This window comes from Clostridium paraputrificum AGR2156, from assembly GCF_000424025.1.
In the GTDB taxonomy this organism is placed as follows: Bacteria; Bacillota; Clostridia; order Clostridiales; family Clostridiaceae; genus Clostridium; species Clostridium paraputrificum.
Genome location: NZ_AUJC01000015.1, coordinates 13025 through 26628 on the forward strand (window position 1 = coordinate 13025; position 13604 = coordinate 26628).

At 28.4% G+C, this 13604-nt stretch carries 15 protein-coding genes and 1 pseudogene; 5 read left to right on the forward strand and 11 right to left on the reverse strand.

The genetic code is table 11. From position 1 onward, the window contains the following. Positions 1-53: 53 nt before the first annotated feature. The 10 genes and pseudogenes from G594_RS0113390 to G594_RS0113425 form a co-directional block, all read right to left on the reverse strand. Positions 54-1850: a hypothetical protein gene (locus G594_RS0113390; protein ID WP_027099054.1), complete on the reverse strand. Its 1797-nt coding sequence runs from the start codon at positions 1848-1850 to the stop codon at positions 54-56. Positions 1851-1864: 14 nt separating this feature from the next. Continuing rightward, positions 1865-2557 carry a DUF1287 domain-containing protein gene (locus tag G594_RS0113395; protein WP_034866767.1) on the reverse strand — a complete coding sequence of 231 codons (693 nt, stop codon included), beginning with the start codon at positions 2555-2557 and terminating at the stop codon, positions 1865-1867. Between the two features lie 44 nt (positions 2558-2601). Continuing rightward, positions 2602-2754: a hypothetical protein gene (locus tag G594_RS20160; protein ID WP_155849312.1), complete on the reverse strand. Its 153-nt coding sequence runs from the start codon at positions 2752-2754 to the stop codon at positions 2602-2604. A 338-nt stretch (positions 2755-3092) separates the two neighbouring features. Next, entirely contained in the window at positions 3093-3395 is a 303-nt protein-coding gene (locus tag G594_RS20750; RefSeq protein ID WP_027099056.1) for a hypothetical protein, read from the reverse strand. Continuing rightward, positions 3396-3560: pseudogene (locus tag G594_RS20755) on the reverse strand (helix-turn-helix domain-containing protein); the annotation flags it as partial. It lies immediately after the preceding gene. A gap of 122 nt (positions 3561-3682) precedes the next feature. Continuing rightward, on the reverse strand, positions 3683-4105 hold the full coding sequence (locus G594_RS0113410; protein ID WP_027099057.1) for a DUF3788 domain-containing protein: 423 nt from the start codon (positions 4103-4105) through the stop codon (positions 3683-3685). An 88-nt stretch (positions 4106-4193) separates the two neighbouring features. Further along, positions 4194-4988, reverse strand: coding sequence for a PHP domain-containing protein (locus tag G594_RS18985; RefSeq protein ID WP_242829727.1), 795 nt, complete (start codon positions 4986-4988; stop codon positions 4194-4196). Beyond that, entirely contained in the window at positions 4943-5065 is a 123-nt protein-coding gene (locus G594_RS20650; protein ID WP_278244167.1) for a hypothetical protein, read from the reverse strand. The genes G594_RS18985 and G594_RS20650 overlap by 46 nt, the downstream gene beginning before the upstream one ends. A gap of 367 nt (positions 5066-5432) precedes the next feature. Beyond that, positions 5433-5993: a YeeE/YedE thiosulfate transporter family protein gene (locus G594_RS0113420; protein ID WP_027099058.1), complete on the reverse strand. Its 561-nt coding sequence runs from the start codon at positions 5991-5993 to the stop codon at positions 5433-5435. Between the two features lie 13 nt (positions 5994-6006). Continuing rightward, positions 6007-6582: a YeeE/YedE thiosulfate transporter family protein gene (locus G594_RS0113425; RefSeq protein ID WP_034866758.1), complete on the reverse strand. Its 576-nt coding sequence runs from the start codon at positions 6580-6582 to the stop codon at positions 6007-6009. Between the two features lie 242 nt (positions 6583-6824). Between G594_RS0113425 and G594_RS0113430 the strand changes: the two genes are divergently transcribed. From G594_RS0113430 to G594_RS0113445, 4 genes are read left to right on the forward strand one after another with little or no spacing between them, the layout of a single operon-like run. Then, on the forward strand, positions 6825-7445 hold the full coding sequence (locus G594_RS0113430; protein ID WP_027099060.1) for a TetR/AcrR family transcriptional regulator: 621 nt from the start codon (positions 6825-6827) through the stop codon (positions 7443-7445). Between the two features lie 13 nt (positions 7446-7458). Further along, entirely contained in the window at positions 7459-8742 is a 1284-nt protein-coding gene (locus G594_RS0113435; RefSeq protein WP_027099061.1) for an MFS transporter, read from the forward strand. Then, on the forward strand, positions 8735-11053 hold the full coding sequence (locus G594_RS0113440; RefSeq protein ID WP_027099062.1) for an ABC transporter permease: 2319 nt from the start codon (positions 8735-8737) through the stop codon (positions 11051-11053). The genes G594_RS0113435 and G594_RS0113440 overlap by 8 nt, the downstream gene beginning before the upstream one ends. A gap of 4 nt (positions 11054-11057) precedes the next feature. Continuing rightward, a complete protein-coding gene (locus tag G594_RS0113445; protein ID WP_027099063.1) occupies positions 11058-11816 on the forward strand; it encodes an ABC transporter ATP-binding protein in 759 nt (252 codons plus the stop codon). Positions 11817-12337: 521 nt separating this feature from the next. On the opposite strand, the gene G594_RS0113450 is transcribed toward G594_RS0113445, so the two are convergent. After that, positions 12338-12778: a globin domain-containing protein gene (locus G594_RS0113450; protein WP_027099064.1), complete on the reverse strand. Its 441-nt coding sequence runs from the start codon at positions 12776-12778 to the stop codon at positions 12338-12340. 229 nt (positions 12779-13007) lie between these two features. Between G594_RS0113450 and G594_RS0113455 the strand changes: the two genes are divergently transcribed. Continuing rightward, positions 13008-13403 (forward strand): RrF2 family transcriptional regulator, encoded by a 396-nt coding sequence (locus G594_RS0113455; RefSeq protein WP_027099065.1) that lies wholly within the window; start codon positions 13008-13010, stop codon positions 13401-13403. The last annotated feature ends 201 nt before the right edge of the window (positions 13404-13604 follow it).

Genomic DNA, 13604 nt, shown 5'->3' on the forward strand with positions numbered 1-13604 from the left:
TAAAACTTTTATAGTTTCACTAGCTATCTTTATATCTTGAAACAATATTTTAATTAACTATACAAACTTTTTAGCCCTAAATACATAGGATACACCTCAAGATAGCTATTTATTGACGCTATTGAGTTATATACTTTATCTAGTTTCTTGTTTATTGCTTCTTTGGCTTTTTCTTTATCTTTAGACTTTTCAAGTTTTACTATCTTATTTAATACTTCACATATTTCCTTTTGTCTACTTACTTCTCTTCCGTAGGCTTTGTCCACTCTTAACATGTCCTTCACAGTTTTAAGAAGTTCTTTTATATTTGTATCCTCATATACTGAAAGTACCATTGGGTCTGTTACCTCATATTCTAAAAGTTCTTCATCATCTTCAATATAGTCAATATCAGGATTTATATATAAAGCAGCTTTAAAGTTATCTACATCTCCAGTCATTATATGAGCATAAGTATTTTTCAGGAAACTATTTGAACAACCATCACTTTCTCTTGGAGTTTCAAAATACTTTTCTTCTACCTCCCCCTTAAGATTTATAGAACTTTCTTTAAAATAATATTTAGACTTTTCATCATCTTCCATTAAACTAAACATAAGAGCAAGCTCAAATAATCTATATCCTAATGTAAGGAAACCAATTTCTTCTTCATCCTCATCATATTCACTTGTTTTTTTCTCAACAAATTCTCTAAATTGTAATGCTCTATTTTCTGAATCCTCTAATATTTCTTTAAGCTTATCATCATTTTTTAACTCATATTGAATATAGAATAAAGTATTTAGCTCTGATAAGTACTGTGAAAAGTCATCTGCCCTCTCTAGTTTTTCTTTATTTTTAGAAAGATAATTTTCTGCATTATGCTTTAATACCACTAGGTTGTTTATAAAGTCTTTCTTATTTTTTAATTTTTTAGGCTTTTCCATAAGAATTCTAATGTCTTCATCCTTTAGGTTTTTAATTAAATCTTTCTCCACATTAGATAATGGAGTTACTGCTTTTACCTTATTAAAATCTAAAAGACTTTCATCTGCTTTAACTATTTTATGGGGCTTATCTATAATGTCACCAAAAACTTCTGGGAAAGTTATTGATAAATCTAATAACATTATGAAATCAAAAACTACATCAAAGTAATCACTTTCAATAGCTTTTTGTGCATAATTTAAAGCTAACTTTTTATACTCTTCCTTATTCTCATCCTCTGTCAAGTAAAGATACAATGAATAATACATCTTTAGTAAAAACTCATCATTTTTTTTGTAGTATTGTCCTATTCTTTTAGTTCCGTACAAATCACATAATACTGAATATATGAATTCATCCATACTACAATAATCCCATTTAAAGGTTCTTATTTCATTTTTACTCATAGCTTCTCGGTCTCTTGTTACTACAGTATAAATAGGCTTATCATATTTTCTCAAAACCATAATCTCATGTATTTTTATTGTAGCAATATCATATCTAATTACTCCATAAAAACTAGTAAGTTCTTTACACCACCTCTCATTTTTCTTCATATCAGTATCAAATATTCCATTTTGAAACTCGTCGCTACTTAATAGTTCTATATAAGTTTTTTCATCACCCAAAATATGTGCCACTAATCCATAAATAAAAAAGTCTGAAGCTATGGTCTGATTTTTGTGGCCCGAGTTGTTAGCAGACTTAATTTTCTCTACATCTAAATTTAAGTTTTTCTTAAAATCAAACTTCTCCCTATTTATTGGATTTTTCAACAAAATATCATAGATAAATTTTCTTACTCTTGGTCCTCTAGGCTCTTCACTAAACTGTCTGAACTTCTCTTTAATTTCATCTTCTGATAAACTTGAAAATCTATTCATTTATTTCCCCCCTTTTAGTACTTCCACCTATAATGATATAACTTATAATCGCTAAACCAGCTTAACTTTCCCTTCTTTATGCTTGGTCTAGAATTATGAACTACAAAAGGCACCCCATCGCTATCTCTCTCATTTGTTACCATGCCAACATGTTGATAAGGCTCAAGAAATAAAATAATATCACCAGGCTGCCACTGTTTTAAATTATCAACATTCTCTGGTATCACTTCACTTGTTAAGGTGTCACAATATTTATCAAAATACACCATTAAATTAGGTACTCTTCTAAAATCAATATGAGGATCTGCCTTGTCCTCTATTCTCCAATAATCATCTATATTATTTTTAATATCCTTATCTACTAAGTCCTTTAAGTTTATATCTATTGAAGAAAAAGCTCTCCATATAACATCAGTACAAACTCCCTCATCCTCTGGTGGATATCCCCCTACATAATAGGCATCCACATATTTTGTATTTGAATCTAGCTGCTCTTCTAAATTATTTGAAATATCAATTGGATCTGGAACCCCATTATTATTTCTATCAGCTCTTGAGTATTCCTCTGGGACCTCTATCTTATTCACAAATGGTTCAACCTTTTCTGCAACCTCTGGTTTAAATTTTTTAAGAACTAAAACAGTTGCTGTAGTTACTACAAACATTGTAATTAATGTTATTATTATTTTCTTTTTCCTACTTATCATAAATTCACCCAACCCCCTTCTAACCTTGCATTCCTTCTTGTCCATCATAATTTACTTCTTTTTTCTTTATATCCATAATTATATAATCCATAATAAGTTTTACTTAATTCCTCCTCATGCTCACGTACCCACTGTATTAAATATTCATTAGTTAAATAGCCCTTTACATACATAATTACAATATCTATTGTTCTCATAAATCCTCCAAGATTAAATATTTCTTTACAGCTAAAAAACTATGTTGTTATATTTAATTTTACCACTTTATATACATAATTTCCCAAGAAATAAAAAAAGGTGGATTGGATATTTATTTTGTTTGTTCCGTCTCTAGGCTCCAAGTCACAGAAAAATAAATATCTATTCCCTTCTTACTTAAGGTAAGGAAATTATAAAATTACTATCCTTTATTTTATATTCTTTAATATGAAAATGTAATAATACCTTTGACTTATATCTAATTGAAATTTTATACTTTCCTAGGCAGTAAAAAAGACCAAGTTATTTAGCTTAGTCCTTGAAAAGTGATTTATTTTCAGTTTTTTTGAGAGTACTTTACCCATGTATAGAATATAAGAACTATTCCTATAATAAGGCACCCAGCACTTATTGCCTCAATAAATCCTGAGAAAAATTGTTCATAAGCTTTTTCACCAGGTTGCCATATAAGTGAATAAATTGCTGTAATAAATGATATTAATATTGCACATAAAGCTCCAATTAATGATTCATTTCTTTTTAACTTTTTAATCTCACTTAGTAATGAATTTATAGTTTTATTACTTTCTACCTCTACATTTTCTTCTTCAATATATTCACCCTTTAATAATTCACTCATAGATACATCCACCACCTTACTTATATCTTCAAATAATGAACTATCAGGTAGGCACTTACCACATTCCCATTTAGAAACTGCTTTATCAGTTACATTTAGATGTTCTCCTAGTTCTGCCTGTGTAAGTTTTTTCTTTTTTCTAGCATCTGCTATAAATACTCCTATTTTTTTGTATCCATAATTACACCACCTTTAATATCATTATAATTTCAATGGCATTAAATCTAAACCTACCACAGGTAGAATTGGTAGAGTTAATGTAGAACATGACAATTTAAATATGAACTTTACCTAAATTTTGCGCGTACATCAATAAGTTTTAGTACATCACTAAATATTTCATCCTTATCTTCTAAATCTATCATTAACCAACGTTGCCCCATTCCCTCTTTGGTTTCATTATATATCCTCTGAATTACTGGAGATAAATTAAATAACAATTCTTCCACAGCTTCCTTTTCTTTCACTCCAACTACCACCAATACAGTGAAATAATTTTCTCTTGGATATACTGTGCATAGTGTTTTCCCAGACTTTTTAAATTTAATATTCCATCCTGACTCCCATGAACATTTACTAAACTCTACTTTATATTTTGCATTATATTCTTTAACTATCTCTGCACAGAAATCATTAAATAATGAATTTCTAATATATTCACTTATTTCACCTATGTCTGGACAATAATTATAATTTTTAATATCTATCATAGTATTCTTATTCCTTTCAAATACCTATCCACTTCTTACAATAATTTACCATTCCAATTGTAACATAAGCCAATGATCATTTTTAATATCATTGGCCTAATTTAATATCAAGTTCCTTAATTATTTTCTCTTCACTATTATTACAACTTACTCCACCTACAATTATACTTGGCTTTGTTTTTCCATGAAAGTCACTGCCACAAGTTAAAAGTAAATTATTTCTATAAGCAAAATCCCTATAAAAATCTATTTGTTCTTCATTATGATAACTGCTATACACTTCTAATCCCTTAACTCCGCTAGCAATTATTTTTTCTAATAGATTAAAATCTTCCTTTATATTATTACCTGGATGAGCTAATATAGGAACTCCACCATTGTCTAAAATAACTTTTACAGCCTCTTCTAATGAGATAAACTTCACCTCAACATATGCAGGTTTTCCTTGAGCACAAAAATCCCAATAGAAATTTACAAATGGATTATCACTTCTTGACCCATTTTTATAGTAAGGTTTAAGTAGTGGATTTTCTTGATTTTTATCAAAGCTCATTGCTGCTTCAGCTATCATTTCACCATTAACCACTCCATTTTTAGATAGCTTTTTTATCATTTCATCCTCAAAATTTATTCCTAGTTCCCTAACTAATCTCATTCTTTCTTTTGAAGCAACTTGCTCTTGTTTTATTATATTGGCTTCTATTTCTTCAAAAATATCACTTTTATAATCTATTCCATATCCTAATACATGTAGGTTTACACCATCAATACTACAATCTAATTCAATGGCTGGAATTATTGTAATATCTTTATCTTTAATATATTCTTTCCCCTCTTCTATTCCTCTAACAGAATTATGATCATTACCCCTCTTTCTATACAAAGGTCTGCTAACTCTTTAGGCGTAAACTCCCCATCATCACTATAATTTGAATGCATATGCAAATCTATATAACTCATCTCTTTTCCTCTCCTCTAAAATCTATTTATAGAAGTCAAAATTCCCCTTCCCCTTCACTACTTAGTATCCAATTTTAAGAATCTATATTATTACCAAAAATTCTATAGCATCTCTTTTGAAAATTCAAGGTCTCCTCAGAAAAGTAAATGAATATTTGATTCAAATATAAATGAATATCTAAATTAGAAAAAATAAAATCCAGCAACTTATACATTGCTGGATTTAGTTTCTTAACTTTAAAATTTTTCTTAAGAATGTCCCTTCAACCTCCTATGTTTACTATATATTTTTATATTTATATATTTGTTTCTTTATATCTTTATATATTTATAACAATATATAAAGATATAAATATTTTTCTTTGTTCTAATCCTTTAATATTCTTTTAGGAAGAATATATGCTGTACCCATAAACAATATTCCAACAATTAATAAGCCAACAAATCCTGCATTAAAAACTGATGGATACTTATTAGAAATATTAAATAAAGTTAACTTACCCATATTTAATGCTTCAAATAATCCAAGTTCCTTAAAATATCCATAGGACATTGAAAATGCAAAAGCTCCAACTAATCCACCTAATATAGCTGCAACAGCTCTTTTAACTCCGTTACTTCCAACTGCACCAATACAAGTACCTGGACATGTTCCCACAGCACCAAATGCAACTCCAAATAATAATCCACCAATTATAACACCTAAATTCATAGTCTTAATACTTAAATGAGAAGTATCAAATATGCCTAATAAGCTTGAAATAGAAAGTAATACACTTGAAAAGCCTATTCCAAATAAAATTATCTTAGCTAAAGATAAGTCCTCTAATCTTAACATTTTTAGTATATTTTTAAAACCTGTAGCTCCTACATATGCTAGTGCAAATCCAAAGAAGCCCCCAAGTAAAATTGCCAATAAAATTTTCATCTATTTTTCCTCCTTAGTTTGATTTTTTAATCTTTTTAACAGTTATAGCTGTTGGTATGGCAGTGGCAAAAACAGATATTGCAAATACATATCCACTTATACTACCTTGCATCATTCCACTCATCATATGACCACTAGTACATCCATCAGCCATTCTTGCTCCAAATAGTAGTAAAAATCCTCCAATAAAACTAGGTACATACTTTCTTATAAAACTTTTTTTATTATCATCTAATACACATGATTCCACATTATTATCTTCTTCATTTTTCTTCTTTCTGCTAAATAACAAATATCCTAAATATCCACCTACTGGAATTGATAATACAAAAATAAAATCATAATTTAATGGATTCTTTATAGACTTGGCTAATTTCCCCTCTGATTTATCATAATATGCATTTGAGCTTTTATATCCAGTTTCTCTACTTGAATCTTCAACTATTACATCACTATCTATTGCAGTATGTACTATTCCTGATAGCACTGAAAACTGAGTTGAAACTCCTATTGGTTTAACAAGTAAGATAACTATAAAGAATGAGAAACCTAACACTACAGCACCTTTTATCCAATTATTTTTATTCATTTCTTTTCCTCCTTAAACTTTTATCATCGGTTTGTTTACACTATACATAATTTTTATTTTTTTTTATGTGACAAAGTCACATAAATTGATTTTACTAACTTTTCCTTCCTACTATGTAACAGACCTTCTATTTAAATATTAATTCAAAAAATTTCCAACTTTTTATTTACATTTAATGTATTGAATGATATTATATACCTACAAACCGACCATCGGTCGGTTGAGGGAAAAGAGGAATTCTTATGAAAGTTATAAAAAATGGTGAAGAAAGAAAACATGAGATACTTGATATAGCTAAGGAATTATTTATAGAAAAAGGATATGAAAATACTAGTATTGTTAATATTCTTGAAAAAGTAGGAATTGCCAAAGGTACACTATACTACTATTTCACGTCTAAAGAAGAAATTTTAGATGCTATTATAGATAGAATTTCAGAAAAAATATTTTATAAGGCACAAGAAATTTCTAAGGACCCTTCACTTTCAGTTCAGGAAAAAATCCTTGGTGTGGTAATGTCACTTAATATAGAAGATGATAAGGAAAAGAAAATTGTAAATAATATTCATAATCCACAAAATCTTCTTATGCATCAAAAACAATTTGATTCTATTATTGATAACGTAGTTCCAATTCTTACAAAGGTTATTTGTGAAGGAATTGAAAAAGGAATATTTAATACTGATTATCCTCTAGAAACAGTTGAGATGATTTTAATTTATACCCAAACTGTCTTTGATAGTAATAACAACCTATCTATGGAAGAAACTTTAAGAAAAATTTCAGCTTTTATTGTTAATTTAGAACGTTTATTGGGCGCTGAAAAAGGAAGCTTTGATTTTATAAAACAAGTATTTAATTAGGAGGTAAGGTTTAATGGAAGGTTTAAATAAATCCTTTAAAAAGTTCTTATTATTATGGTCAGGTGAACTTATTTCTGCCATTGGAAGTGGATTGACTTCCTTTGGTCTTGGAATTTATGTATATCAGCAAACAGGACGGGTATCTTCTACTGCTCTAATTACTTTATTAGCTTTTTTACCATCACTATTGTTAAGTCCAATAGCTGGAGTACTTGCAGATAGATATGATAGAAGGCTACTCATGATTTTAGGAGATAGCTTATCCGCCCTAGGACTCATTTATATATTAATATGTATGATAAATGGTGAGGCTACACTTTATCCAATAGCTATTGGAGTAACTATAAGTTCAATATTTTCATCACTTCTTGAACCTGCATACAAAGCAACTATTACAGATCTATTAACTAAAGAGGAATTTTCTAAAGCAAGTGGACTTGTTCAAATAGCAGGTTCATCTAAATTCTTAATCTCCCCTATTCTTGCTGGATTTTTATTAAGTTTTTCAAATATAAAGCTTTTGCTAATTATTGATATATGTACTTTCTTTGTAACTGTAACAGCTACACTTATTGTTAGAAAGGGACTTCAATCTAAAGCAATTGAAAAAAAAGAATCCTTAACTTCTGAATTTAAAGAAGGATGGAAGGCAATTACAAGTAATAAAGGAATATTTACTTTAGTAATTTTAGGCTCTATTCTCACTTTATGTTTAGGAATAATACAAACCCTTGCAACACCAATGATACTATCCTTTTCCAATGCTACTACTTTAGGAGTATGTGAAACTATTTGTGGCACAGGAATGCTTGTCTCAAGCGTAATTATTGGGATGATATCAATTAAAGAGGGTTATTCAAAAATATTATCTATTTCATTGTTTATGACTGGAACTTTCATGGCTATTTTTGGATTAAGAGAAAATATAATTTTAATTTCTATAGCAGGTTTTTTATTTTTTGCTACCCTTCCTTTTGCAAATACAAGTATTGATGTTTTAATTAGATCAAACATACCTAATGAAGTTCAGGGAAGAGCTTGGGGGCTTATTGGACTTATATCGCAGCTAGGATATGTTATTGCTTTTGGATTTGTAGGAATTATTTCTGATAATATTTTCAATCCTATGCTTACTGAAGGAGGCATACTTGCAAATAATATTGGTAAAATTATTGGAACTGGTACTGGTAGGGGTACAGGCTTATTAATTATTATTGCTGGGATAATTCTTTCTATAACAGCAATAATCCTCTACTCTATTAAGTCAATTAGAAAACTGGAGGATCAATATGTTTAAAAGATTAATTATTAATGATATAAAAAGAAGTAAATTTGTAACCTTAACCACATTGCTAATAGTTACTGCATCATCAGTATTACTTTCGCTAGCTATAACTCTTGCAGTTAACTTATTAGGCTCAATAGATACACTTATGATACAAGCTAAAACACCTCACTTTATGCAAATGCATTCAGGTGATATTAATTTAAGTAATATAGATAAATTCGCTAAATCTAATAATTTAGTTCATGAATATCAAGTAGTGCCCTTTCTTAATGTAGAAGGGTCAGAAATTATTGTTAATGGAAAATCTCTTGGAGATAGTGTTATTGATAATGGTTTTTCTATTCAAAGTAAGAATTTTGATTATCTTTTTGATTTAGATGGCAAAAACGTTGAGGTTTTAGATGGTGAAATATATCTCCCAGTAACATTTATGAAAGAAAAGCAAGCTAAGATAAATGATTCAGTGTATGTATATGGCAAGAAGTTTACAGTGGCAGGATTTTTACGTGATTCTCAAATGAATTCTTCTATGGCTTCTTCTAAAAGATATTTAATTAGTAAAAATGATTTTGAAAATATTAAAAGTCTTGGAGGCATGGAATATTTAATTCAATTTAGATTAAAAAACTTATCAGATATTAATAAATTTGAAAATCAGTATGTAAATGCTAATCTTGAAGCAAATGGACCAACTATAACTTACCCATTATTTAAGATGATTAATGCAATGTCAGAAGGTCTTATGATAGGAGTAATCATACTTGTTAGTGTACTTATTTTATTAATTGCTTTTATGTGTATTCGCTTTACTCTAATTGCAAAAATGGAGGATGATTATAGAGAAATCGGAGTAATGAAAGCAATAGGTCTTTCTATTTCTGATATTAAGAAAATATATCTTACAAAGTATGCCTTTATTGCTGGAGTTGGATCATTACTTGGTTTAATAATATCTTTTCCTTTTAAAAATATGCTTTTAAAGAATATAAGATTACATTTTGGTAATGGAGGAAATAATGCAATATCTTTAGTAGGTTCATTATTTGGAGTAATACTAATATTTCTTTTGATTATATGCTATGTAAATAGAGTTCTTAAAGCTTTTAAGAAAATATCTCCATCAAGGGCTTTAAGTAATAATTTATCTTCAGATAAAACATCAAATACAAATTATTTTAGTATTAAATCTTGCAGCTTATTTAGTAGTAATATTTTTCTTGGAATAAAGGATGTTCTTTCAAGGAAAAAGCTTTATATAACAATGTTAATTGTACTTATATTAGCTACATTTATAATGATTGTTCCTCAAAATCTATATAATACTATTTCTTCAAAGAGCTTTGTCACATATATGGGTGTTGGAGATTGTGATATTAGAATAGATATTCAACAAAAAAGTGATATTAAAAATAAATCTGAAAGCATAGTAAAAGCTATGAAAAATGACAAGAACATCAGTAAATATGCCCTTTTCTACACAAAATCTTTTAAATTGAAAAATGCTGATGGTAGTAGTGACAACATTAAGGTTGAGCTTGGAGATCATAATTCCTTTCCAGTAAAATATTCAAAAGGAAGTTCACCAGCATCAAATAATGAAATTGCTCTTTCAGTAACTAATAGTGAGGAAATCAATAAAACAGTTGGAGATACTATAGTTCTTAATATTAACGGACAAGATAAAAAATTAACTGTATGTGGGATTTACTCTGATATTACTAATGGAGGGAAAACAGCCAAGGCTACATTTAATAGTGATTTAAATGACATTATGTATTCAATCATCTATGTAAAAGCTACCGATAAGTCCAATTTAGATAGTATTTTTAATAAATATTCAAAAGACTTTACTTATGGAAAAGTATCACACATTGATGAGTATATTAGTCAAACTTTTGGTTCCATAAAGGATTCTATAAAATTAGCATCTACTGCTGCAATGATAGTTTCTATTATAATAGTAGCCTTAGTTACATTATTATTTATAAAGATGCTCATCTCAAAGGATAAATATCCTATTGCAATAATGAAGTCCCTTGGATTTACTAATAATGATGTTACAGTTCAATACATTGTAAGAGCTGTAGTAGTTTCAATTTTAGGAATTGTTTTAGGTACTATTTTAGCTAATACTCTTGGAGAATTACTTGCAGGTTCTATACTTGCCTCTCTTGGAGCAACAACATTTAAATTTATGGTAAACCTTATAGTAGCTTATATACTTTCCCCAGTTATACTTATTTTAACTGTAATAGTATCTTCTATAATAGTTACTGCAAATTTAGGAAAAATTAAAATTTCAGATAATATAAAGGAGTAAGAAGATGAGTGAATTATTAATTGGAAAAAATATAAGAAAATCCTATGGTGAAGGAAATGAAAAACAAGTGGTATTAGATAATGTTTCAGTATCTATTAAAACAGGTGAGTTTATTTCAATAATGGGTCCATCAGGATCTGGAAAGTCTACACTTATGTATGTATTAAGCGGTATGGATGTTCCAGAGGGAGGAAACGTTACTTTTGATGGTGATGATTTAGCTGTTATAAAAGAAAAAGATTTAGCAGAAATAAGAAGAACAAAAATGGGATTTATATTTCAACAACCAAGCTTGCTAAAGAATTTAAATATAGGTGATAATATTATTCTTACTTCTGTACGCTCTAATAGAAAAAATATTAAAGACATTTTGATAAAGGCAGATAATCTTATGAAAATGACAGGAATAGAGAACTTAAAGAATCGTAATATTAATGAAGTTTCTGGAGGTCAACTTCAAAGAGCTGGAATATGTCGTAGTTTAATGAATGACCCTAAGATAATATTTGGTGATGAGCCTACAGGGGCACTTAATTCTAAATCAGCGGAAGAAATAATGGATTTATTAAGACATATTAATAATAAGGGTACTACAATAGTGCTTGTAACTCATGATCCAAAGGTTGCATCAAAAACAGAACGTATTATGTTTATGTCTGATGGGAAAATACAAAGTGAGTTAAAACTTTCAAAATATGATGGTAAGAATATTGATGAGAGAATTGAAAAGGTACTTGGGGAAATGAAGAATATTGGGATATAGTTAGCATCATTTTTAACTATAAAAATAGCCTTATGCTAGTTATATTAACGCATAAGGCTATAAACCTCACTTACTTTCACTCTGTATAAGTTCTGCTACCCAAATATTAATAGAATTTCAAATTCAAGTTCAACTATGTTTTTATAAAAAATAAGTATTAAAACCTACTAAAATTCTACTACTTATTTAGACTTAATATATAACCTTTATTAGTACTATTAAAAAGATATAAAATACTATGCCTATAAAGGTATAAATAAAATATATATTTTCAACTCATTTCTTTCCATTCAAAACATTTATTACAACAAAAAATATCAAACTTGTTCCGTCTCAAGCTCCAAGTCAAATGGAAACAAATATCCACTGTACTACTTTATAAAATTACCATCCTTTATTTTATATTTTTGATATAAAAATGTAATATACCTTTGATTCATAGCTAATTGAAATTTTATACTTTACTAGTCAGTAAAAAATGCCATATTCACTTCTATCATGAATATGGCTAAACATATTTATTATTTGCTTCTTGATTCGTAAATTTCTTTTTCTACATCTATAAACACCTTAGCTATAACTCTATAAGCCTTTTCCCAAGCATCAATAATATCATCTGTTGCCGCATCACCTAAAACCTCTTTGATTGCCCCTAAAAGGTTAGCTCCAACTATTGGGTAATGTTCTTCTTTAATTTGAGCATCACAGTGTCTTTCTCCTATTGTCTTTACCGCTGGTAATAAAGCTTCCAAGTTGTCTATATTTTGAGCAGCTGCTAATACTGTCATAGCTAATGCTTTTGGTTGCTCTCCTGAAGCTTGTCTATCCATATTAAATAATGGCTTAACCTCTGGATTGTTTTCAAACATATTTTTATAAAAAGTTTTTGTAATTTCTACTCCATGCTCCTTTAATGCTGGTACCGTACTTTTAATTATTTCTATTGTTCTCTGATCTAACATATATAATCTCTCCTGTAATCTTTAATATATATTATTTAATAATAATTATCTGTTGATACATTAAATATAACACAAAAATTTAAAATGTGCAAGTAAAATACACATTATTCCCTCAAATTTACTCTGTCTTGATTCTGAAAATAGTAATATAAATATTTGTATGTAACTATTATAATAATCATTTATTTTGTTATAATATACTATATTTAAATCTCAAAGGAGAAGAATTATGCAGATATCAAAATTTACAGACTATGCTTTTAGAGCGTTAATATATCTAGCTAGAAATAGAGCTGAAAATACTACTATTGATAAACTTGCTGAACATCTAGAAGTATCAGAGCACCACATGAAAAAGGTTATACATAAACTTGCCAAAACAGAATATATAATATCAACTAAGGGTAGAAATGGTGGATTAAAATTAGGTGTAGAACCAATTGAAATAAACCTTGGTAAAGTTTTAATATCAACTGAAGAAAACTTAAACTTAGTTGAATGTATGAATAATCCTAAACTTTGCCCTCTAATGACTAGTGGTTGTAAGCTTAAAGGTATTTTCTCTAAATCATTACAGAGTTTTGTTAATGAGCTATCTCAATATACTCTAGAAGATATACTGTAATCTTATAGTATATCTTCTTAAATTTTTCTATCTACATTATAATCAATACTAATTGCAACTCCTTAATATAAACTTACCACTATTAAAATTTTATTGAGGAAATCAATAAAGTTCCTACTTAAACAATAAACATATTATGCTTAATGTTGTAGGAACTTTATTAAAAAAATATATAACAGCTTAACTTTTCACTTAAGCTCT

What these genes read in the sequence shown, in the direction of transcription:
- G594_RS0113435 (WP_027099061.1), top strand. Translation starts at nt 7,459, where the DNA reads ATGGAAGGTTTAAATAAATCCTTTAAAAAGTTCTTATTATTATGGTCA.
- G594_RS0113430 (WP_027099060.1), top strand. Translation starts at nt 6,825, where the DNA reads ATGAAAGTTATAAAAAATGGTGAAGAAAGAAAACATGAGATACTTGAT.
- G594_RS20160 (WP_155849312.1), bottom strand. Translation starts at nt 2,754, where the DNA reads ATGAGAACAATAGATATTGTAATTATGTATGTAAAGGGCTATTTAACT.
- G594_RS0113450 (WP_027099064.1), bottom strand. Translation starts at nt 12,778, where the DNA reads ATGTTAGATCAGAGAACAATAGAAATAATTAAAAGTACGGTACCAGCA.
- G594_RS0113445 (WP_027099063.1), top strand. Translation starts at nt 11,058, where the DNA reads ATGAGTGAATTATTAATTGGAAAAAATATAAGAAAATCCTATGGTGAA.
- G594_RS0113395 (WP_034866767.1), bottom strand. Translation starts at nt 2,557, where the DNA reads ATGATAAGTAGGAAAAAGAAAATAATAATAACATTAATTACAATGTTT.
- G594_RS0113420 (WP_027099058.1), bottom strand. Translation starts at nt 5,993, where the DNA reads ATGAAAATTTTATTGGCAATTTTACTTGGGGGCTTCTTTGGATTTGCA.
- G594_RS0113455 (WP_027099065.1), top strand. Translation starts at nt 13,008, where the DNA reads ATGCAGATATCAAAATTTACAGACTATGCTTTTAGAGCGTTAATATAT.
- G594_RS20750 (WP_027099056.1), bottom strand. Translation starts at nt 3,395, where the DNA reads ATGAGTGAATTATTAAAGGGTGAATATATTGAAGAAGAAAATGTAGAG.
- G594_RS0113410 (WP_027099057.1), bottom strand. Translation starts at nt 4,105, where the DNA reads ATGATAGATATTAAAAATTATAATTATTGTCCAGACATAGGTGAAATA.
- G594_RS20650 (WP_278244167.1), bottom strand. Translation starts at nt 5,065, where the DNA reads ATGAGTTATATAGATTTGCATATGCATTCAAATTATAGTGATGATGGG.
- G594_RS0113440 (WP_027099062.1), top strand. Translation starts at nt 8,735, where the DNA reads ATGTTTAAAAGATTAATTATTAATGATATAAAAAGAAGTAAATTTGTA.
- G594_RS0113390 (WP_027099054.1), bottom strand. Translation starts at nt 1,850, where the DNA reads ATGAATAGATTTTCAAGTTTATCAGAAGATGAAATTAAAGAGAAGTTC.
- G594_RS0113425 (WP_034866758.1), bottom strand. Translation starts at nt 6,582, where the DNA reads ATGAATAAAAATAATTGGATAAAAGGTGCTGTAGTGTTAGGTTTCTCA.